At 73.0% G+C, this 21309-nt stretch carries 13 protein-coding genes; 5 read left to right on the top strand and 8 right to left on the bottom strand.

Annotated features, from left to right (window positions below):
- The first annotated feature begins 99 nt into the window (after positions 1–99).
- The gene (gene dacB, locus RM446_RS21130; protein WP_311547133.1) at positions 100–1728 is read left to right on the top strand and encodes a D-alanyl-D-alanine carboxypeptidase/D-alanyl-D-alanine endopeptidase; all 1629 of its coding nucleotides are present in this window, start codon (positions 100–102) and stop codon (positions 1726–1728) included.
- A gap of 104 nt (positions 1729–1832) precedes the next feature.
- Complete coding sequence (locus RM446_RS21135; protein ID WP_311547134.1) at positions 1833–2783, top strand: 3-methyladenine DNA glycosylase; 951 nt, start codon at positions 1833–1835, stop codon at positions 2781–2783.
- Between the two features lie 270 nt (positions 2784–3053).
- Here the strand turns inward: RM446_RS21135 and RM446_RS21140 are convergent, their stop codons facing one another.
- The 5 genes from RM446_RS21140 to RM446_RS21160 all read right to left on the bottom strand — a co-directional run bounded on the left by RM446_RS21140 (position 3054) and on the right by RM446_RS21160 (position 10009).
- On the bottom strand, positions 3054–5444 hold the full coding sequence (locus tag RM446_RS21140) for an excinuclease ABC subunit UvrA (protein WP_311547135.1): 2391 nt from the start codon (positions 5442–5444) through the stop codon (positions 3054–3056).
- A gap of 281 nt (positions 5445–5725) precedes the next feature.
- Positions 5726–6136 carry a VOC family protein gene (locus RM446_RS21145; RefSeq protein ID WP_311547136.1) on the bottom strand — a complete coding sequence of 137 codons (411 nt, stop codon included), beginning with the start codon at positions 6134–6136 and terminating at the stop codon, positions 5726–5728.
- 5 nt (positions 6137–6141) lie between these two features.
- Complete coding sequence (locus tag RM446_RS21150; RefSeq protein ID WP_311547137.1) at positions 6142–6591, bottom strand: helix-turn-helix transcriptional regulator; 450 nt, start codon at positions 6589–6591, stop codon at positions 6142–6144.
- 101 nt (positions 6592–6692) lie between these two features.
- On the bottom strand, positions 6693–8375 hold the full coding sequence (locus tag RM446_RS21155; RefSeq protein ID WP_311547138.1) for a serine hydrolase domain-containing protein: 1683 nt from the start codon (positions 8373–8375) through the stop codon (positions 6693–6695).
- Between the two features lie 230 nt (positions 8376–8605).
- Positions 8606–10009 carry a GH1 family beta-glucosidase gene (locus RM446_RS21160; RefSeq protein WP_311547139.1) on the bottom strand — a complete coding sequence of 468 codons (1404 nt, stop codon included), beginning with the start codon at positions 10007–10009 and terminating at the stop codon, positions 8606–8608.
- 803 nt (positions 10010–10812) lie between these two features.
- Here RM446_RS21160 and RM446_RS21165 point away from each other — a divergent pair.
- Together RM446_RS21165 and RM446_RS21170 are read left to right on the top strand one after the other, a co-directional pair.
- Positions 10813–11565, top strand: coding sequence for a hypothetical protein (locus tag RM446_RS21165; RefSeq protein ID WP_311547140.1), 753 nt, complete (start codon positions 10813–10815; stop codon positions 11563–11565).
- A 354-nt stretch (positions 11566–11919) separates the two neighbouring features.
- Positions 11920–12549, top strand: a complete 630-nt coding sequence (locus RM446_RS21170; protein WP_311547141.1) for a phospholipase — start codon at positions 11920–11922, stop codon at positions 12547–12549.
- A gap of 186 nt (positions 12550–12735) precedes the next feature.
- On the opposite strand, the gene RM446_RS21175 is transcribed toward RM446_RS21170, so the two are convergent.
- Positions 12736–16146: a hypothetical protein gene (locus RM446_RS21175; RefSeq protein WP_311547142.1), complete on the bottom strand. Its 3411-nt coding sequence runs from the start codon at positions 16144–16146 to the stop codon at positions 12736–12738.
- A gap of 357 nt (positions 16147–16503) precedes the next feature.
- Here RM446_RS21175 and RM446_RS21180 point away from each other — a divergent pair, with 357 nt between their 5' ends.
- Positions 16504–17301: a carbon-nitrogen hydrolase family protein gene (locus tag RM446_RS21180; protein ID WP_311547143.1), complete on the top strand. Its 798-nt coding sequence runs from the start codon at positions 16504–16506 to the stop codon at positions 17299–17301.
- Positions 17302–18117: 816 nt separating this feature from the next.
- Here RM446_RS21180 and RM446_RS21185 read toward each other — a convergent pair.
- Positions 18118–19704, bottom strand: a complete 1587-nt coding sequence (locus tag RM446_RS21185) for a CoA-acylating methylmalonate-semialdehyde dehydrogenase (protein WP_311547145.1) — start codon at positions 19702–19704, stop codon at positions 18118–18120.
- Between the two features lie 180 nt (positions 19705–19884).
- A complete protein-coding gene (locus tag RM446_RS21190; RefSeq protein ID WP_311547146.1) occupies positions 19885–21177 on the bottom strand; it encodes an aspartate aminotransferase family protein in 1293 nt (430 codons plus the stop codon).
- Positions 21178–21309 lie beyond the last annotated feature (132 nt).

Below are 21309 nucleotides of genomic sequence, written 5' to 3' on the forward strand. Positions count from 1 at the left end.
GGCCCTCGCCGGACCGGACTCGCGCGAAGGCGGTGCGGTCAGCGGCGGCCTGTGCGGCCTGCTTTCCCGAGGCACGCGACTGCTGTAGGTTACGTCACCATGGCGAAACGTAACCGCCCTGCGTCTGTCCCGCTCAGCGCGCCGCGCCCGCGCCGCACCGCCGTCCGCGCCGGTTCGGCCGCCGTCGCGGCCGCGGCGAGCGCCGCCCTGCTGGCCGCCGGAGCCGCGCCGGCCGCGGCCGAAGCCGCCGCCGGCGTCGCCGACCTCCGCTCCGACATCGACTCCCTGCTCGCCGACTCGCGCCTGGAGGGTGCGACGTCGGGTGTCCTGGTGCGCAGCCTCACCCGCGGCGATGTGCTCTACCGCGACAGCGCCCGAACCGAGCTGATCCCCGCATCCAACGCCAAGCTGCTCACCTCCGCCGCCGCGATGGAGGTCCTGGGCGCCGACTACCGCTTCACCACCACCGTCTCCGCAGGCGAGGACCCCGGCGACGGCGTCGTCGACGGCGACCTGCACCTGGTCGGCACCGGCGACCCAACGCTCACCGCCGGCGCCGTCGACGACCTCGCCGCAGAGGTGGCCGACTCCGGTGTCACCGAGGTGACCGGCGACTTGGTCGCCGACGACACGTGGTTCGACGCCGAGCGCCTCTCCCCCGCGTGGGACCCCGCCGACCGGCCCTACTACTACTCGGCGCAGATCTCGGCGCTCACGCTGGCCGCCAACAGCGACTACGACACCGGCGTGGTCGACGTCGACGCCACCCCCGGCGCAGCTCCGGGAGACGCCGTCGACGCCGCGCTGTCGCCGATGACCGACAACCTCAGCCTCGCCAACGAGGCGGCGACCGGCGCCGCCGGCGCCTCCTCCACCTTCGGCGTGTCCCGCAAGCCCGACACCAACGACTTCACCGCCGAGGGCACGCTGCCGGTCGGGCGGACCTACTCCACGCTGCGGACCGTGGACGAGCCCACCGACCACGCCGCACACCTCTTCGCCGCGTCCCTGGAGGAGCACGGCGTCAAGGTGGCCGGCGGCGTGGGGCGCGGAACCGCTCCGCAGCGGTCGGCGCCCGTCGCCGAGCGCTCCTCCATTGAGCTGGGCGAGCTGCTGACACCGTTCCTGAAGCTGTCGAACAACGGCCACGCCGAGATCCTGACGAAGGCCATGGGCCGCGAGGCCGCCGGCGAGGGAAGCTGGGAGGCGGGCATCGCTGTGGCGACCCGGGCACTGCACCGCCTCGGCGTGAGCACACACGCCGTCGAGCTGGACGACGGCTCCGGCCTGGCACGAACGGACCGGCTGACCGCCGCCACGACCGTGCGGCTGCTGGAGCGGGTGCGCCACCAGCCGTGGTTCGGGACCTGGCGGGACGCGCTGCCGCTGGCGGGCGCCCCCGAGCACATGGTCGGCGGCACCCTGTCCGGCCGCATGGGCGACACTGCGGCCGCCGGCAACGTGCGGGCCAAGACCGGCACGCTCAGCGGTGTCAGCGCGCTGTCGGGGTATGTGACCACCGCCGGCGGGGAGCGCCTGGTCTTCTCGATCATCAACAACGGCTACGACGGCGCCGCGCCGCGGGACATCCAGGACGCGATCGCCGTGCGCCTGGCCGAGTTCACCCGCGGCGGCACGGTCGAGGCCGCCCGCCCTCTGGCAGCGCAGCGCACGGCGCCCGACTCCCCCGCCGCCGACCTGGAGTGCACCTGGGCCGGCACCTGCTGACACTGAGGCGCGTCCGCGCCGCCGCGCCTGGGCTCCCCCGCCGCATCCGTCCCGCGCCACCTGCGCGGACGGTGCGGTTGGGGCGCCGACCTATGCTGAAGGCGATGGACACCGGCACCGCGGCCGAGGCGGCCCCGCTCTCCGGCGGGCTCGACGTGCTCGCCGCCGACACGTGGCGCGAGCGCGAACAGAGCCACAACGCGCGCGTCGACGCTCTGCTTGCCGCACACCTCGACCGGCGCCGCCGGGGCGTCGCCCACCCGGTGGAGGACTTCCTCTTCACCTACTACAGCCATCGTCCCGCGCAATTGCGCCGCTGGCACCCCGGCCCCGGTGTGCTGCTGGCCGGCGACGGCCATCGGCCCGCCGACGGAGACTGGTACCGCGAGACCGCCGGCACCGACGCCGAGGGGCGCCGGGTGCACGGCCGCACGCTGGACCTGCGGTCGTTCGCCGCCAGGCGCGGCGCGACCGCGGAGTTCGTCCGCTCCCTGCTGGGCGCCGTGCAGGAGCGGCCGGCCCACCTGGGCTGCTTCGGGCTGCACGAGTGGGCGATGGTCTACCGGCTGCCGCCCGAGGGGGTCCGCCACGCCCAGGTGCCGCTGCGTCTGGGCTCCGAGGGCACCGACCGCGTCGTGGAGTCGCACCGCGTCCGCTGCTCGCACTTCGACGCCTTCCGGTTCTTCACCGACGACGCGCGCCCGCTGAACCGGCTGCGGCCCACCCGGGAGTCCCAGGTCGAGCTGGACCAGCCGGGCTGCCTGCACGCCAACATGGACCTGTACAAGTGGGCCTACAAGCTCTCCCCCGGGGTGCCCGGCGAGCTGGTGGTCGACTGCTTCGAGCTGGCGCGCGACATTCGCGAGCTGGATATGCGCGCCTCGCCCTACGACCTGCGCGACCACGGCTACGAACCGGTCGCGATCGAGACGCCGGAGGGCAAGGCCGCCTACGTCGAGGCCCAGCGCGCGTTCGCCGAGCGGGCCAACGCGCTGCGCACCCGGCTGCTGGAGGTCTGCGACCGCCTCGCAGCGAAAGCACCGTCGATCTTGTAGCTATCGTCACTGGAAATCGTTTTCCTTCACGATAGCTACAAGCTGTGTGGGGCCTCCCTCTGGTCGGCCGTACCGGAGGAACAAAACGAGGGTGAACCGGCCCGCTCCAGACCCACTCCAGAGAATGTCACGGAACGATAACGGGATTTCGTGGGCGTCTCGCGATGGAGTGCGTTTGCCCAGGTCAGAGGTGCTAGCTCCGCTGTTTTGGGAATAGATCAACGGGGTGGGGCCCGGGGACCGGTGATCATGCGGTTGCCCAAAGGCCACTCAGGCGCCGGCGTAGGCCGCGAGGTGCTCGCCGGTGAGGGTCGAGCGGGCGGCGGCGAGATCGGCGGGCGTGCCCTCGAAGACGACGCGCCCGCCGTCGTGGCCTGCTCCGGGGCCGAGGTCGACGATCCAGTCGGCGTGCGCCATCACCGCCTGGTGGTGCTCGATGACGATGACCGACTTGCCGGAGTCGACGAGCCGGTCGAGCAGCCCGAGCAGCTGCTCGACGTCGGCCAGGTGCAGGCCGGTGGTCGGCTCGTCGAGGACGTAGACGCCGCCCTTCTCGGACATGTGCGTGGCCAGCTTGAGCCGCTGCCGCTCGCCGCCGGAGAGCGTGGTCAGCGGCTGGCCGAGACTGAGGTAGCCCAGCCCCACCTGCTCCAGGCGCTCCAGGATCCGGTGCGCGGCCGGTGTCCGCGCCTCACCGGCGCCGAAGAACTCCGCCGCCTCCGTCACTGGCATCGCGAGCACCTCGCTGATGTCGCGGCCGCCGAGGCGGTACTCCAGCACCGAGGCGTCGAAGCGCTTGCCGTCGCACTCCTCGCAGGTCGTCGAGACGCCGGCCATCATCGCCAGGTCGGTGTAGACGACGCCGGCGCCGTTGCAGTTGGGGCAGGCGCCCTCGGAGTTGGCGCTGAACAGGCCGGGCTTGACACCGCTGGCCTTCGCGAACGCCTTGCGGACCGGCTCCAGCAGTCCCGTGTAGGTCGCCGGGTTGCTCCGCCGCGAACCGCGGATCGCCGCCTGGTCGATCGACACCACCCCGGCGCCCGCAGGCACCGACGAGTGCACGAGCGAACTCTTGCCGGAGCCGGCCACGCCGGTGATGACCGTGAGAACACCGAGCGGGATGTCCACGTCGACGTCGCGCAGGTTGTGCGCGTTCGCCCCGCGGATCTCCAACGCGCCTTTGGGCGTGCGCACCGCCTCCTTGAGGCGCGCGCGGTCGTCGAGGTGGCGGCCGGTGAGCGTGTCGGCGGAGCGCAGGCCCTCGACAGCGCCCTCGAACACGATCCTGCCGCCGTGCCGGCCCGCGCCGGGCCCGATGTCGACCACGTGGTCGGCGATCTCGATCGTCTCGGGCTCGTGCTCTACGACGAGTACGGTGTTGCCCTTGTCCCGCAGCCGCAGCAGCAGGTCGTTCATCCGCTGGATGTCGTGCGGGTGCAGGCCGGTGGTGGGCTCGTCGAAGACGTAGGTGACGTCGGTGAGCGAGGAGCCCAGGTGGCGGACCATCTTGGTGCGCTGCGCCTCGCCGCCCGACAGCGTGCCCGACGGCCGGTCGAGGGAGAGGTAGCCCAGGCCGATCTCCACGAAGGAGTCGAGGGTGTGGCGCAGCTTGGCGAGCAGCGGCGCCACCGACGGCTCGCCGAGGCCGCCGACCCATTCGGCCAGGTCGCTGATCTGCATGGCGCAGGCGTCGGCGATGTTGACCCCGTCGATGCGCGACGACCGGGCGGCCTCGCTGAGCCGGGTGCCGCCGCAGTCGGGACAGGGGGTGAACACAACGGCCCGGTCGACGAACTCCCGGATGTGGGGCTGCATCCCCTCGCGGTCCTTGGAGAGCATCGACTTGCGGATCTTGGGGATCAGCCCTTCGTAGGTGAGGTTGACGCCGTCGACCTTCACCTTCATCGGTTCGCGGTACAGGAAGTCCCGCATCTCGGTCTCGGTGTAGTCGCGGATCGGCTTGTCCGGATCGAGCAGGCCCGACTCGGCGTAGACGCGGACGGTCCAGAAGTTGTCCGACTTGTAGCCGGGGACGGTGATCGCGCCCTCGGTGAGCGACTTCGAGTCGTCGAACAGCTGGGTCAGGTCGAAGTCGGAGACCGTGCCCCGGCCCTCGCAGGCCGGACACATGCCTCCGGCGCGGGTGAACGTCTGCTTCTCGGTCTTCTTGTTTCCGCGCTCGACCGTGATCGCGCCGCTCGCCCGGACCGAGGGGGTGTTGAAGGAGAACGCGTTGGGCGAGCCGATGTGCGGCTGCCCGAGGCGGCTGAAGAGGATGCGCAGCATCGCGTTGGCGTCGGTGGCGGTGCCGACCGTCGACCGGACGTCGGCGCCCATCCGCTCCTGGTCCACGATGATCGCGGTCGTCAGGCCGTCGAGCACGTCCACGTCGGGCCGCGCCAGGGTCGGCATGAAGCCCTGCACGAAGGCGCTGTAGGTCTCGTTGATCATCCGCTGGGACTCCGCGGCGATCGTGCTGAACACCAGCGAGCTCTTACCCGACCCGGAGACCCCGGTGAACACCGTCAGGCGGCGCTTGGGGATCGCGACGCTGACGTCGTCGAGGTTGTTCACACGCGCTCCGTGCACGCGGATCAGGTCGTGGCTGTCTGCGGTGTGCAGCGCGGGCGGCTGCGTTTCCGTCCCCGTGGCCGTGCTCATCCTGCCTCCATCTGCTTCACGGGCCGCATTCGCGGCCTCCGTCGGCGTCGCCCGGCTCGGCTGCGGGCCGTGCCCAGTGCGGTTCGTTCGTCGGCGCGGCCGCGTCTGCGGTCCGCCGCCTGACTGGTCGGCGCGGGCGGCGCGGGCGGCGCGGCCGTCCCCGCCGCTCCGGCCGACCCTGCCGCGCAGGCCCGCGCTCCCGGCCCGAAGTGCGGCGCCCGCCGCGCGGGCTCGCGCCGCGGTGCCGGGGGTGCGGGTCGCGGTCGCGGCCCTGCGGCCGGTCAGGCGAGCTGGTTGATGCGGAGCATGTTGCCCGCGGGATCGCGGAAGGCGCAGTCGCGGACGCCGTAGGGCTGGTCGGTCGGCTCCTGGACGACCTCGGCACCGCCGGCCTGCAGCCGCGCGAACGTCCCGTCGAGGTCGGTGCTGGCCAGCGCGAGCATGGCGTAGGTGCCCTTGGCCATCATCTCCGCGATGGTGCGCCGCTCGTCGTCGGTGATGCCCGGGTCGGCCGCCGGCGGGTACAGGACGACGGCCGTACCGGACTTGTCGGCGGGGCCGAGTGTGAGCCAGCGCATCCCGCCGTATCCGACGTCGTTGCGGACCTCGAAGCCGAGGATGTCGCGGTAGAACGCCAGGGACGCCTCCGGGTCCTCGTGCGGCAGGAAAGCGTAGTGAATGCTGATGTCCATGGCAGTCACGCTAGGCCCGACCGGGCGGCGGGCGCTTCTCGATTCCTGACCGGTCTGGTCACCTGCTTCGCCACGCAGGCCGGCATGCCCGCCGTGGCGCGCTCCGACTCGCGGCGGTACACGCTGGGCGGAACGCCGACCAGCTCGGTGAAGCGGGTGCTGAAGGTCCCCAGCGACGAGCAGCCGACGGCGAAGCAGACCTCGGTGACGCTGAGGCCACCTCCGCGCAGCAGCGCCATCGCGCGCTCGATGCGCCGGGTCATCAGGTACGAGTACGGTGACTCGCCGTAGGCGAGCCGGAACCGGCGGCTGAGGTGGCCGGCCGACATGTTCACACCCTGCGCGAGTGCCTCGACGTCCAACGGTTGCGCGTACTCCCGGTCGATCCGGTCGCGGACTCGGCGCAGCCGCGAGAGCTCGCGTAGATGCTGCTCGGCGGGCGATCTGTTCGTCACCTGAACAATCGTGCCACGTCGCAGGGGAGTTTCCCAGCGCTGCGCACCGGCGCACCGGCCTCCTGCCCGCCGCGGCGCCGCGGCGGGCAGGAGGCGCAGGATCAGCCGTAGGCGGCCAGCAGCGCGTCGGCAGCGGCGAGCACCACTGCGGCGGATACCAGTACCGAGAGGCAGAAGAAGGCCGTGTGCAGCCACCGCCACCGGCCACCCTCCGTGGCCAGCCTCGGCCAGTGCCACACTCCGACCGCGCCCGCCGCGACCACCGCACCCGCCGATGCGGCCCACATCGCGGGCGGCGTGCTGACCCAGTCGCCGAGCACCAGCGCCGCCAGGAGGGAGGCGGAGGCCCCGGCCGTCATGGACACCACGCGCAACCGGTCCAGCGGTCGCTGCCCCACGAGAGTGCGGCGGCGCAGCATCAGGGCGACCGGCAGCAGAGCGGGCAGGAGCACCAGCGGCAGGGTGGCCGCCAAGCCCAGGGCCGTCGACCCCACTCGCGGCGACTCGGACAGGGGAGCCACGTCGGGGGTGTCCAGCACGCGGGGACCGATGACCGCGGCGTCGGCGGTGAAGCTGTCGGACAGTACGACCGCTCCGCGGTCTCCCCGGAAGCCGATGAACGCCGTGGAGCCGTAGGTCGCCCCGCTGTGCTGAACCAGGTCGACGCCGTCGCCGACGTCCGTGGTGAGCCAGGCCAGTCCGATCCGGGTCTCGTCCGAGGGCCCGTCATGGGTCGGCTCCGTTGCGGCCGCCCCCGGTGCCGTCCCGTCCATGACCGCGCGCAGCAGCTTCTCCATGTCCGCGGCGGTGGTCCAGGTGCCGATGCCGACGGGCAGGTAGTCGGGCGCCTTCCACGGTTCGGCGCGCTTGCCCGGCATCGCGTGCGGCAAGGCGGCGTCCTCGGGAAGGCCTTCCAGGTCGGCGCCGCGCATCACCGTGTCGTCCATGCCCAGCGGGTCCAGCACGCGCTCCCGCACCAGGCGCGGGTACGGGGTGCCGGCCTCCTCGGCGAGTGCGGCGCCCAGGACGGCATAGCCGAAGTTGGAGTAGCTCCACTCGGGTCCGCCCTGCACGGGCGCCGCCGCGGCGAGCGACTCCAGCACCGGCGGCATGCTCCGGTAGGGGTCGGTGAGGGTGAAGGGGGTCGCCGCACCCGCCACCATGGTCTCTGCGGGGATGCGGGGCAGCCCGGAGCGGTGGGTCGCCAGCTCCTCCAGGGTGATGTCCGCGGTGGCGTCGGAGGTGAAACCGAGGTCGGGGAAGACGTCGCCGAGCGTTCGGTCGAGGGAGGTCTCACCATCGGCCGCGAGGTCGGCCAGCGTCATGGCGGTGGCGACCTTGTATACCGAACCCGTCTCGAACGGGGTCTGTGCGGTGACGGACTCGCCGGAGGCGGTCGTGCCCCCCATCAGCGTGCGGGTGCGGCCGCCGTCGACCTCCAGCACGACCAGCGACTGCACCCGGTCCTCTCGTCCCTCGATCGTCGCGGCCACCGAGTCCGCGAGTGCCGGGTCCCCCTTCAGCTCCGGGCCGCCGGACGCGGGCGGCTTGCCCGGCATCACCAGGTAAGCGGCTACCGCGGCGACGGCGCCCAGCACGCAGGCGACCGCCCACACACGGCCCGGCGCGCGGGGGGCCGGAGGACGGCGCGGGCGCGCGCGGGGCGGCTCGGGCGGTGGCGGAGCGGAGGGGTGCGCGTAGGGCTGTTCGGGGTCCATCGCCCCAGCGTCGCCGCCGTAGGGCCGAGTGCTGTAGTCGGCGATGTCAGCGAAGTGCCATGACACCTGTCATGGCCCGTGGAGGGACCGCCTCGCGAGATGCGCCGGGGATACTGGGGCACGCTTCCTGTGCCCAGCCGCGTTGATCTTGTAGCTATCGCAAATGGAAATCGTTTTCCTTCACGATGGCTACAAGATCAACAGGGCTGGGCCGGTTGCCGGCCCCGCGCGGCGGCGCTGCCTTCGCCGTGCGCGGGGCCGGTAGTCGTCTCGCGGCGCGGTGCGCCGCGGGCCGGTCAGACGCGCTTGGCGGCGTGCTCGCGGATCAGGTCGCGGTACCAGTGGTAGCTGTCCTTGGGCGTGCGCTCCAGGGTCTCGTAGTCGACGCGCACGATTCCGAAGCGGCGGTCGTAGCCGAACGCCCACTCGAAGTTGTCCATCAGCGACCACACGAAGTAGCCCTGGACGTCCACACCGGCCTTGACCGCATCGGCCACGGCGCCGAGGTGGCCGCGGAGGTAGTCGATGCGCTCGCTGTCGTGGACGCGGTCGCCGGTGCGGTCCTGGTCGGCCTCGGCCGACCCGTTCTCGGTGATGTAGACGGGCGGCAGGTCCGGGTAGCGGCGCTGCACGTCGACCAGCAGGTCGGTGAAGCTCTCGGGCACCACCGGCCAGTCCATCCGGGTGTGGCGCACCCCGTCGAAGGGCACGTCGGCTACCCGGATGTCGGTGGCGGTCCGGCGGTCGGGGTCGGCCTCGTCGTAGGGGGCGTCCTTGAGCTTGGTCGGGCGGTAGTAGTTGATGCCCATGAAGTCCAGGGGCCGGCCGATGATCTCCAGGTCGCCGTCGCGTCGGTAGGACCCGTCGGCGAGCTCGCCCCAGGTCTCGGCCTCGTTCTCCGGGTAGGTGCCGCCCAGCAGCGGGTCCAGCCAGACGCGGTTGTGCAGCGTCTCGGCGCGGTCGACGGCGGCCCGGTCCTCGGCGGAGTCGGTGGCCGGGATCAGCCGGTCGAGGTTGAGCGTGATGCCCACCTCGGCGCGGCGGCCGTGCTCGGCGGCGGAGGCACGCAGCTGCTCGGTGGCCAGGCCGTGTGCGAGCAGCAGGTGGTGGGAGGTCGCGATGGCGGGGGTCCCCTCGCGGGTGCCGGGGGCGTGGCGCCCGATGGCGTGGCCGATGAACGCGGCGCAGAACGGCTCGTTCAGCGTGATCCACCGTGCCACCCGGTCCCCCAGGCGGTCGGCGACAATGCGCGCGTACTCGCCGAAGCGCTCGGCGGTGGTGCGGACGCGCCAGCCGCCCTCGTCCTCAAGCGCCTGCGGCAGATCCCAGTGATACAGGGTCGCGACAGGCTCGATCCCCGCATTCAGCAGCTCGTCGACCAGGCGATCGTAGAAGGCCAGCCCTTCGGGGTTCGCCGGGCCGCTGCCCGTGGGCTGGATGCGCGGCCAGGCGATGGAGAACCGGTAGGCGTCCACACCCAGCTCCTTGAGCAGGGCGACGTCCTCCCGGTAGCGGTGGTAGTGGTCGCAGGCGACGTCGCCCGTCTCGCCGCGGTCCACGGCGCCGGGGGTGTGGCTATAGGTGTCCCAGATCGACGGGCCGCGCCCACCCTCGTGGACGGCGCCCTCGATCTGGTAGGAGGCGGTGGCCGCGCCGAACAGGAAGTCGGCGGGCAGCTCGGGGAGTCCGTTGGAAGTCATGGTCATCCGTCCTCGGTCGTCGTCGGTCCGCCGCACGGTCGGCGCAGCGGACACGGGCAAGGGGCGTCGTGAGCGCCACCGCGCGGCGCGGGGACCGGCCTCGGCACGGTCCCGGGCCGCTGGGAGCGCTCCCAACCGGCGAAGGGGGCCGGGGTGCCGGCCGTGGACTCCCGTTCCCGGCGTGCGGGCCCCGGCGGGTCGCGGGCTTTCGCGCGACAGGGACCAGCGCGGGCCAGGAGCGAGCAGGGACCGCCGCCCTCGGCGCGACGTGTCGGGTGCCCGAGGCCAGCGCGCTGCGTCTGCTCGCACTACGGCCACGCTCACCCTTCCCGCAATCCCGCTCGGATCGAATCGGTTCGCCGGCCGCGCCACGCACGGGGCGGCCCTCACGGCCACTGAACCGATTCACCTTCACTACGGATGTTAGGAACGCGTCCACAAAGGGTCAATGCCTGATCATGGGATGTGCTGCGAAAATCCGCTGGCAGCGGGGTGCGGACGGTCGGCGGAGACGGGCTGGGCGGGGTCGGAGGGCGGCCATGCGGTGCCGAGAGGCGGGGAGGAGCGACCGGGGCAGGGGGCGCATCGGCGAGCCGGGAAGGGCGCGGGCGAGCGCGGAACCGGGCGTAGGCGCAGAGCGGTCCGGCACAACCCACCGCGCACAGCCGCGGAACCGCCGGCGCACCCGCTCTCCCCCGCTTTGCCAAGACCACGGGCGGGGGTTATCGTTCCGATCCGGCGGTATTCCGCACTTCCGGCGGCCGGCCGGAGGACAGCCACGGAACGGGAACGGGCGGCGCCCCATGGACTCGGATGCTACGCAGATTCTGAACAGGACCGCGGAATTCCCGGAGTTCGGCGATTCGACTCCAGAATGGGAGGCCGACGCCCGCATCCGCATCTCCGAGGCCGTCGAGCGATTCACCCAGCCGCTGGCCGACCTGCTGGAACGCGGAGCGAACGAGGGCGACACCCGGCTACTCGTCACCGATTTCCTTAGCGAAGCCCTCAGTTACAACAAATACGGTGAACTGACGACCGAATACCGCACCAAAGGCGAATCCGTCGACTACGGAATCACCCTCGACGGTGAACTCTTCGCCTTCATCGAGGTGAAGCCGTGCGGCACCGACCTCGACGCGCGCAACCTCCGCCAGGCGAAACTGCACGCCGGCGCCGAGGGCGTCTCCTGGGTGGTCCTGACCGACGGCCGTGTGTGGCAGGTGCACCATGTCGGCGACGGGGAGGACGGCACGGGCATCGTCCTCAACGTCGACCTGCTTGCCGAAACCCCGCTGACCGCGCGGGTGGACGCCCTGTTCCCGCTGTCGCGCGAGGCCGTCTCCCACGGGCGGCTGGAGAACCTGCGCGCCTGGCGCGCGGCCCTGGAGCCGGAGCCGCTGGCCGAAGTGCTGCGCAGCGACCCGGTCGCCTCGGCCATCCGCGCCGAGCTGCGCCGCCGCACCGACCACCTCGGCCACCTGGGGGACCTGGACGAGGTCGTCGACTCCCTGACCACGGGCGTCATCGGCCGACGCCTTCAGCAGGAGGGGTAGCCGACGGCGGTGCCGCGGACGACGGCGGCGCGGCGAACGGTCCGACTCGCCGAACCGGTCACCGCGGCCCGCCACCCTCACGAGCGGGTTCTCTTCCGCCTAAACCTCCGCCGCGCCGCCGCGAACCGCGTTCCACGCACGCACCCGCCGCGACCTGCGGTGAAACTTCGAGCAATTCAGGAAATCTCCCCCCAGTGATACGGCACTGAAGCGCGACGTATCCACGCAGTTACACAATCATCACTTCCCATTTCCCGCGCGCCTCTTTCGCGGAGCGAACACGGTCGTTTATCAAGCTGTAGTCACCCCGTCAGCGACCCGAACATCCACGGCTCCCCGAAAGGGAATCCCCCCATGCGTCATCCCGCTCGACGTGTCGGACAGTCCGTCATCGCCGCTTCCGCCGCCGGCCTCCTGGCCCTCACCGGTTCAGGGATCGCCAACGCCGCCGCGCTCCCTCCCGGCGAACTGAGGCAGGTCACTGACAGCTATCTGTTCGGCATCTCGCTGAACAGCTTCATCGACGTCCGAAACCAGGCGCCCTACAGCGACCAACTCGACTGGGGCAGCGACTCCTGCAGTTGGTCCCCCGACGAGCCGGTCGGCTACGACTTCGACCCCGGCTGCAAGCGCCACGACTTCGGCTACCGCAACTACAAGCTGCAGAACCGGTTCACCGAGGCCAACCGCCTGGCGATCGACAACAACTTCCGCGACGACCTCTACGGGATCTGCGGCGGCGACTGGCTGTGCGAGGGAGTGGCGGACGTCTACTACTCGGCCGTCCGCGAGTTCGGCGCCACCAGCGCCGACACCGCCGCCGCTCTGCGCACCGCCGACGTGGAGCAGCAGACGCGTGAGCTCGTCGCGGTCCACGAGGATCTGGAAGAGGCCGACACCGAAGCCGAGGCGGAGCGCCTCATCGCCGACTTCGAGCGCGACAACGACGTCCAAATCGCCAGGGAGTACCCGGTCGGAAGCTGACCCCCGCGGCCCTGGGGCACGTCTGGGTGTGCCCGGCGACACGCGCGCCGCCGGGCACACCGCCTTCACACCCGCAGTCTGCGCCCGGTGGAGGCCGGCTTCGGCGCACGTTGCCCCCGCAGGACCGGCGCGTCCGCGTACCGCCCGCCCGCACGGCCGAGCCGTCAGCGCCCCGGCCCGACGGGTTCATCCCGCCGCGGCCGCAGTCCCGGCTCCTATTTCGCCCGCGACCGCCTCGGGTTCGTGCAGGCAGCGCCACTCCGGAACCTGCAGGACCGGTTCTCCCGACAGCTGCGCCAGCACGTCGGCACGAGCCGAGAGCCGCCGCAGCTCGGCTCCCGTGCGAGCGGCGTCGACCAGGACCAGCTGCGGGCCCCGTGGCGTCTCGATCCGCAGGTCGGCCCGATGTCCGTGCAGGAAGGGCCCCGGCTGGACCCGGGCGCCGGTCTCGCGCAGCACCCGGGACAGCCTCCGGAACCCCGCGGTACCGGCCGCCGGCTCGCCGCCCGCCTCCAAGCTCCGGGCCAGCTCGGCCAGCGGGCCGCGCTCGCGCCGCCAGAACGCGCGGTCGCCTACGACGACCAGCTGCTCTGCCGTCCTCCCCAGCGCCGCCGACCACGTCTCGGCGCTACGCATCCGCTCCAGCAGGCTTTCGGGCAGACGCGCGCCCGAGCAGACCGCCGAGACCACGAGCACGTCCACCGCGTCGTCCTCGTCGTCGACGAGGTCCGCGGGCCCGTAGACGGCGACATCGCGCCCCAGGCAGCGCCGGTCCAGAATCCGCCGCAGCAGGGCGCGCTGCGGCTGGACCGGTGAGAACGCGGCCAGGCGCGTTGACCGCGGCAGCCGCGCGTCGGCCTCCTGTACGGTGCGCACCACCCGGTGCGCCTCGGCGCGGTTCAGGCACACGCCGCCCGGCACCGGCTCGCACTCGCCGAATCCGTTGCGCCACTCGACAGCGGCGCCCCTCTCGGCTGCGCCGTTCCCCGCAGCATGCTCGGCCACCGCGCCGCCTTCCGCAGCGCCGTCCTCAGCGGCCCGGTCCCAAGACCGGTCGGCATCCGACCGGGCGGCGCCGTCCCACTCCCCCCGGCTCCGGCCCGCGGTGCCGCCGAGACCGGGAACCGGTCGACGGACCGCGCCACCGCCCCGAGCGCGCTCGACGCCCGACACCGAGAACCCGCCCCCGTAGCAGTGCCGTGCCGCGACCCCGGCGACCTCCGGTCGGCCGCCGCGGTTCTCCTCCAGCCACAGCGGGGGGCGCCCGGCGGCGGAGACGGCGGATGCACACGCCGCGTAGGCGGAGTCGCTCGCGTAGACCAGTGCGTGCCTGCCGAGCAGCACGGGAGAGAGCCCTGCCTCCCGCTGAAGGCGCTCGTCCTCCCCCGGTTGCAGCGCGCTCCACCGCGCCGGGCGCGCCGGGTCGCCGATGACCAGAGCCCGCTTCGCCCGGTACAGCAGCGGGACCAGGTCAGCCACGGTCAGCTGGTCGGCGTCGACGACCACCGCGAGGTCGAACAGGCCCGCCTCCTCGGGAAGGGACCCGGTCGCGCGGGTGTTGACCGCCCACGCCGGCAGGGCACCGAGCAGTGGTGCGAACCCGGGGCAGGCGGCGGGGAGGGCCTCCGCGGCGTCGCCCGCACCTGTTCCGCCACCCGGCGCCGCGGCTGCGGAGCCCGCCTCGGCCGGCGCCGCCCCGCGCTTCCGGTACCAGTTCAGGCTCTCCAGCCGGCTCCGGACGGCGGATCTGCTGCGTGCGGCCCGCTGGGCGGCCACCCCCTCGGCCAGCGCGCCGGCCGATGCCCGATGGCGCTCCAAGGCTTCGGCGAGTGCGGCGGCGAACTCCTCCGGAGGAGGGGCGCCGCGGCGGCGCTCCAAGGCGGCACGCCAGTCGCGCTCGATCCTCGCCACCCGGCACAGCCGCCGCAGGTTCTCCGGAAAGGGTTCGACACCCAGTTCGCGGCGGATCGCCGCGCGGTGCTTCGCCCCGGCGAAGCCGCCGCCCGAAGCGCGCTCCGCCCGGCCGAGCCAGTACGCGGGGCCACCGCGACCTGGGCCGAAGTGCCTGTCGGGCAACCAGCCGAAGTCGGTCATCGAGCGGCGTTCCTCGGCCAGCCGCGCCAGAGTCCGGCCCTCGGCGGCGGTGGCGTCGAGGCACCGGCGCAGCCTCTCGACACGCATCCAGTCCCCGGCCGCCTGCGCCTGCAAAGCGCTGATGTCGGCGTCCTCGCCGGTACCGGGTACGGAGCGGTCGCGCAGCCGCTCCAGCACGCGCATCTCGGCGGCCCGCTGTTCGTGGCCGCCGGCGCGCGCGACCGTGTGGCCGGGCGGCTGTCCGGCGCGGTCGGCGATGCGGTCCAGCACGCGGTCCTCCCGGCCGCCGAGCACCGCCGTCAGCCCGGCCGCGGCGGCCGTCCGCAGCACCGCGTCGGCCAAGCCGGCGCCGTCGGTGCCGGGCGGTGCGGCGGCGACGGTGAGCGGGGCGCGGAGAGCGGCAAGGACGACCCGGTGCCCGGCTTCGTCCAGCTGCCCGGAGGAGACCGGGGGGACGCCGGGTTCGGCGCCGGGCCGACCGGGTCCCCCGAGCAGCGCCCCAAGCGCGGTCTGCGCGGCACCGTCCGGGAGCGCGTCGCCTCCGGCCGGACGGCCGAGCTCGGAGACCAGGCAGGCGAGGGATGTCGCGTCGTCCGCATCCGGCCCCGGCCCCCGGGCGGGAACCGGCGCGCCGGTTCCTCCCGCGGTGTAGACCACGGCGACGTTGCGCGCCCCCGGAGAGGCGTCGGGACCGGGAAGGGCGTCGCGCAGCCGGGACGGCAGGATGGGATCTGCGCGCTCGATCCCGAACCCCACCAGCAGGGCGCGCACCGTCTGCTCCAGGTCGCGCGGCAGGCGGGCGCGGCCTGCGCTCGCGCCCCCGCCTCCCCTCACACCTCGGCGCCCGCTTCCGCCGGGCACCGGACCGGCACCGGTCGCGCCGCGGCGCAGCCAGGCGCGCAGCTCCGCGGTCTCGGCGGCGGAGTGGATACCCAACGCGCGCAGCAGGACGGGGTTGACCTCGGCGCCGGAGACCGCCCGCGCGCGCAACCCGCCGCCGTCGTCGACGGCCTCGATGTCGGCCACCAGCAGCGGAGCGGCCCGAAGGCCCACCTTGGCCTCGCCGCGCCCCGGATGCAGCAGCACCAGCGGGTAACCGTAGCGCAGCGTGCGCCCGCCCGCGGCGGCCGACCGCACCAGCGCGCCGACCGAGGGGGGTAGGTGCGGCGCCTCCTCGCCGCCGCTGAACAGCGGCTCCGGACCGGCGGGCAGGCACACGACCGCGGACTCGGAACCGCCGTCCGGGGCATCCGCCCCCAGTGGGCACTCGGATCCCAGCACGGCCTCGCGCCGCAGGCAGCGCTGGTAGTAGGCGAGCAGTGCCGGCAGGCGTTCCAGAAGTGGCGGCTCGGCTTCGCCGGCGGCACCTCCCGCCGGCGCACGGCTCGCACTCGGGACGGCGGCCGCTCCCGCGTCTGCGCCCGGCGGGACCGGCGCGCCCGCGGCCGCCCGTGCGCCGCCCGCGGATTCCGCGGTTGCCGGAGCGGACGGGGACACGCGCATCGCATACCTCACAGCGGGCTCGACCGACGGTTGCGCCGCATCGTGTCCCGTCGGCCACGTACGGCAATGGCCATTGTGCGTCACGCTCGGGTTCTTCGCAGGAGAATCCGACGAAGGGCCCCGCGGGGCGTGCCGGCGCCGCGCCCGGCCGCCCTCCCGCGCACGCTCTGCCTCCGCACGCCCGCTCCCCCGGCACGCCCCGCGGCCAACCCGGCTCCCCATGTGCGTCGGCCCCGCGCCCTCGGGGACAATCGGCAGGACAGGCGCGGCCGTTTCGCACCGGGCGTGACGGCGGCGCGCCCGCGCCGCGGGCGCCCGCGGCGCCGGAGGCGGTCGATCCGCGGTGGAGGGAGCCCCATGGTCCACGTCGCAGTCGCTCAGTTCGCCCCGGGCGAGGACAAGACGCAGAACCTGGCGGCCGCGGGGCGGCTGGTCGCCGAGGCCGCCGAGCGCGGCGCCGGTGTCGTCCTGCTCCCGGAGTACGCGATGTTCACCGCACCGCGCACCGACCGGCGGTTCGTCAAGGCCGCCGAGCCCTTGGACGGCGCCTTCGTCAGCGGGCTTGCGCGCCTGGCCGCCGAATCGGGTGCGGTTGTCGTGGCCGGCATCAACGAGGCGGTACCCGGCGGCGAGCGATTTCGCAACACCCTCGTGGCGCTGGAACCCGGCGGCTCCGTCGCGGCGCTCTATCGGAAACTGCACCTCTACGACGCCTTCGGGGCGACCGAGTCCGACGTCGTCGAGCCCGGGGCGATCGACGCGCCGCAGACGTTTTCGCGGGACGGCGTGGTCTTCGGCCTGCAGACGTGCTACGACCTGCGCTTTCCCGAAGTGACCCGGCGCATCGCCGACGCCGGCGCGCAGGTGCTGCTGCTCGCGGCCGAGTGGGTGCCGGGCCCGCAGAAGGAGGACCACTGGGACACCCTGGTTCGGGCCAGAGCGATCGAGAACACGCTCTATGTCGCCGCGGCGGGACAGAACGCCCCGACCGGCGCGGGCAACAGCATGGTCGTCGACCCCATGGGCGTTCGCGTCGTGGCGCTCGGTGAGCAGACCGGGGTTGCGGTCGCACCTATTTCGACGGACCGCCTGACACAAGTGCGGACGAAGAACCCGGCCCTGCGGCTGCGCCGGTTCACGGTGACGCCCGCGTAGTACCGGAGAAGCGTCCGATTCCTCCCTCCCCAACCCCGGTCATCCCACCACACACTCCGCACTAGTCACAGATGGTTACCGAACTTCGTCGCTCTGTAACAAAAATCGGCCTGGGCTATTCCGGTTGCAGACCGCTTCTGATTCAATAAGACCCGATCACGGCAAGCCCGCCAGACTGTCCTAAACCACGGGGGGAGCAGGGACGTTGAGCGGTCTGAGCATTATGTGCGATTCAGACATCGAAAATACGGACACAACCGACATTCACCTCTTTGACGCAGGAGCACTCACGGTCTCGCAGCTTATGGGCGAGGCCTGCGCTGTCTGCCACGCCCGTTGGCCGCGACCCCGGCACCGGATCGGAGCCTCATCCGACGGCGGTGCCGTGTTCGGGTGCCACGAATGCGTCGGCTTCGCGGCCGCGTACGACGCCGGCGCCCTGGAGCACGCGCTGGTCGCGCACTGACCGCTTCCGCAGCGCCGCAGCGGCCGGATCAGGGTCGGCCGGCCCGTGCGCAGCGGGTTCGCGTGCGACGCGGCGGTGCGGAGACCGGCGGGAACGAAGGGTCGCCCGCCACAGGAGACGAGTGGGGCGCTCCGGGAGACGGGGGAACCGCGCCCGGAGCGCCGCCACCCACGCGCTCGCTTCCAGGGGGAGGAGGGGAAGAGCGCGTCTCGGGGAATGCTCCGCGTCGCCGACCGTGGCACCGGGGGTGTGGCACCGCGGCGGACCACCCGCCACAATACCGACTGTCGCGGACGAGGAACCCCGTGTAGGCGAATTCCGTTCCGTCGCATCGGCTTGATCCGGCGGACTCATCCGCTGGTGGGGAACCCGAGGTCGACTCCGCCGTTCTCGGCCGGGGACGCGGCCGCCGAACCGGTCGCCGCCGCGGAGGGGGACGCGCCTCCGCCCACCGCACCGCCGCCCGCAGGCGCCGCCGACCGCCAGCGCGCCGTCACGGCCTTCGTGCGGGTGTAGAAGTGCACCCCTTCGGTGCCGTGCATATGCGAGTCGCCGAACAGCGAGTCCTTCCAACCGCCGAAGGAGTAGTAGGCCATCGGGACCGGGATCGGCACGTTGATCCCCACCATCCCCACCTCGACCTCGTTCTGGAAGCGGCGCGCGGCCGCGCCGTCGCCCGTGAACACCGCCGTGCCGTTGCCGTAGGGGTTGGCGTTGATCAGCTCCAGGCCGGCGTCCAGGTCTGGCACACGCAGCATGCTCAGCACCGGACCGAAGATCTCGTCGGTGTAGCAGGCCATCCGCGGGCTCACGTGGTCCAGCAGCGAGGGCCCCAGCCAGAAACCGCCGCCGCCCCCGCCCAGCACCGGGTGGGTGCGGCCGTCGATCGCCAGGGTCGCGCCCTCGCGTACGCCCGACTCCAGGTAGCCGGCGACCCGGTCGCGGTGTTCGCGGGTGACCAGCGGTCCCATCTCGCTGCGCTCGTCGTCGCCCGGTCCCACCCGCAGCCGCTCGACCCGCCGGCGGATACGCTCCAGCAGGTCGTCGGCGACGGACTCGGCGGCGACCACCGCCGAGATCGCCATGCACCGCTCCCCGGCCGAGCCGAAGCCCGCCGAGACGGCCGCGTCGGCCGCCGCCTCCAGGTCGGCGTCGGGCAGCACCAGCATGTGGTTCTTGGCGCCGCCGAGCGCCTGCACGCGCTTCCCGTTGGCCGCGGCCGTGGCGTAGATGTAGCGGGCGATCGGGGTGGAGCCCACGAAGCTGACCGCCTTGACGTCGCGGTGCTCCAGCAGGGCGTCCACGGCGGAGCGGTCGCCGTGGACGACGTTGAACACGCCGTCGGGCAGACCGGCCTCGGCCCACAGCTCGGCCAGGCGCACCGCCGCCGAAGGGTCCTTCTCGCTGGGCTTGAGTACCACCGTGTTGCCGCAGGCGATGGCGACGGGGAACATCCACATCGGCACCATCGCCGGGAAGTTGAACGGGGTGACCGCAGCGACGACGCCGAGCGGCTGGGGGATGGAGTAGGCGTCCACCCGCGCGGAGACGTTCTCCGAGAACCCGCCCTTGAGCAGGTGCGGGATGCCGCAGGCGAACTCGGCGACCTCCAGGCCGCGCGCCACTTCGCCCGCGGCGTCGGAGACCACCTTGCCGTGCTCGGCGCTGATGATGCGGGCCAGCTCGTCGGAGTGGCGGTCGACCAGCTCCCGGAAGCGGAAGAGCACCGACGCGCGCGCGGACAGGGAGGCGTCGCGCCAGGCGGGGAACGCCTCGCGGGCGGCCTCCACGGCGGCGCCCACCTCGGCGGGGCCCGCCAGGTCGACGGTTCCGGCCACGATGCCGGTAGCGGGGTCGGCGATGTCGGCGCGGCGCTGTTCGGCGCTCGATCCGGCGAAGGGCTTGCCGCCGATCCAATGGGTGACGTGCTTGCTCATGGGAAGACCTCCGGAGGTACGCGCGAACAGGGGCGTGGCATGCGGGAGCCGGCGAGCGTGGGGCGTGCGGGACGGGCGGGCGCAGCGTCGGACGCCGCGGGGCGCCGACGCTGCCGGCGGCGCCCCGCGCGGTCGTCCGGCCCGTCGGGCCGGGGCCGCGGCCCGGGATGAGCGGCGCGGTCAGCCCGCCTGGGCGTCGACCTCGGTGACGGCGTCGACGAGGATGTCGCGGGCCTCGCGGACGTCGGCCTCCTCGACGGTCAGCGGCGGCGCCGCGCGCAGCACGTTCCCGCGCAGCCCTCCCTTGCCGATCAGCAGCCCGCGGCGCCGAGTGGCTTCGAGCACCGCCGAGGCCAGCTGAGGCGAGGGGGCCCCGGTACCGGGGTCGACCATGTCCACCGCGAACATCAGGCCCTTGCCCCGTACCGCGCCCACCGCGGCCAGGCCGGCCAGCGGCCGCAGGCCGTCGAGCACGATCGGGCCCAGGCGGGCGGCGTTGGCCTGGAGGTCGTGGTCGAGGACGTAGTCGAGCGCGGCGTTGGCGGCGGCCATGGCCACCGGGTTGCCCCCGAAGGTGGAGACCCCGTTGGCGGTCAGGCCGTCCATCAGGTCGCCGCGCGCCACGACGCCCCCGACCGCGAAGCCGTTGCCCAGGCCCTTGGCGAAGGTGATTGCGTCGGGGGCGACCCCGTGCTCGCTGATGCCCCAGAACCCGGTGCCGGTGCGTCCCCAGCCGGTCTGCACCTCGTCGGAGACGAACAGCACGCCCTCCTCGTCCAGGACCTCCTTGTAGGCGGCGAACAGGCCTGGCGGCGGCATGGTGAACCCGCCGACGCCCTGGACCGGCTCGGCGATCAGGCAGGCGACGTCGCGGGCCGTGGCCGTGGCGAGCACGTCGCGCAGGTCCGCCACACAGGCGTCGATGTAGCGGTCGTCGGACATGCCGCGGAACGCGGCGGCTTCACGGTCGGTGCCGTGCAGGTAGTGGACGTTGAGCGGGGACAGTGCGGAGTTCTTCCACCCGCGGTTGCCGGTGACCGCGACGGTGCCGTACGAGCGGCCGTGGTAGCTGTTGCGCATGGCCAGCACCTGGTCGCTGCCGCGTGCGCAGGTGGCCAGCAGCAGGGCCGTCTCGTTGGCCTCGGTGCCGGAATTGGTGAAGAAGACCTTGGCGTCGGGGATGCCGGACAGGCGTGCGATCTTCTCGGCGAGCTCGACCTGCCCGCGCAGCAGGTACAGCGTGGACGTGTGCACGACGCCGGTGGCGATCTGGCGTTCCACCGCCTCGCGCACCTCGGCCACGTCGTAGCCGAGCATGTTGGTCAGGATGCCGGCGAAGAAGTCGAGGTAGGTGTTGCCGTCGGCGCCGGTGAGGCGGACGCCCTTGCCTCCGGTGATCTCGACCGGTTCGTCGTAGTAGAGGGCGAGCCACGATGGCATGACGGCACGGTGACGAGCGAGAAGTTCCGACATGACCTCAGTCTCACTCCCATCGCGGCCGGCCGCCAGCGGCAGGGTGTCGGTTTCGGCCCCGCCTGGTTGACAACGTGTCATGAACAACGCCGGGCGGGCGGGTCGGCCCTGCTCTTTCGCCCCGGGCCGCGG

It is taken from the genome of Streptomonospora wellingtoniae, assembly GCF_031845375.1.
GTDB lineage: Bacteria > Actinomycetota > Actinomycetes > Streptosporangiales > Streptosporangiaceae > Streptomonospora > Streptomonospora wellingtoniae.

Coding starts and splice junctions, on each gene's coding strand:
- dacB (WP_311547133.1), top strand. CDS start 100: ATGGCGAAACGTAACCGCCCTGCGTCTGTCCCGCTCAGCGCGCCGCGC.
- RM446_RS21135 (WP_311547134.1), top strand. CDS start 1,833: ATGGACACCGGCACCGCGGCCGAGGCGGCCCCGCTCTCCGGCGGGCTC.
- RM446_RS21140 (WP_311547135.1), bottom strand. CDS start 5,444: ATGAGCACGGCCACGGGGACGGAAACGCAGCCGCCCGCGCTGCACACC.
- RM446_RS21145 (WP_311547136.1), bottom strand. CDS start 6,136: ATGGACATCAGCATTCACTACGCTTTCCTGCCGCACGAGGACCCGGAG.
- RM446_RS21160 (WP_311547139.1), bottom strand. CDS start 10,009: ATGACTTCCAACGGACTCCCCGAGCTGCCCGCCGACTTCCTGTTCGGC.
- RM446_RS21165 (WP_311547140.1), top strand. CDS start 10,813: ATGGACTCGGATGCTACGCAGATTCTGAACAGGACCGCGGAATTCCCG.
- RM446_RS21170 (WP_311547141.1), top strand. CDS start 11,920: ATGCGTCATCCCGCTCGACGTGTCGGACAGTCCGTCATCGCCGCTTCC.
- RM446_RS21175 (WP_311547142.1), bottom strand. CDS start 16,146: ATGCGCGTGTCCCCGTCCGCTCCGGCAACCGCGGAATCCGCGGGCGGC.
- RM446_RS21180 (WP_311547143.1), top strand. CDS start 16,504: ATGGTCCACGTCGCAGTCGCTCAGTTCGCCCCGGGCGAGGACAAGACG.
- RM446_RS21185 (WP_311547145.1), bottom strand. CDS start 19,704: ATGAGCAAGCACGTCACCCATTGGATCGGCGGCAAGCCCTTCGCCGGA.
- RM446_RS21190 (WP_311547146.1), bottom strand. CDS start 21,177: ATGTCGGAACTTCTCGCTCGTCACCGTGCCGTCATGCCATCGTGGCTC.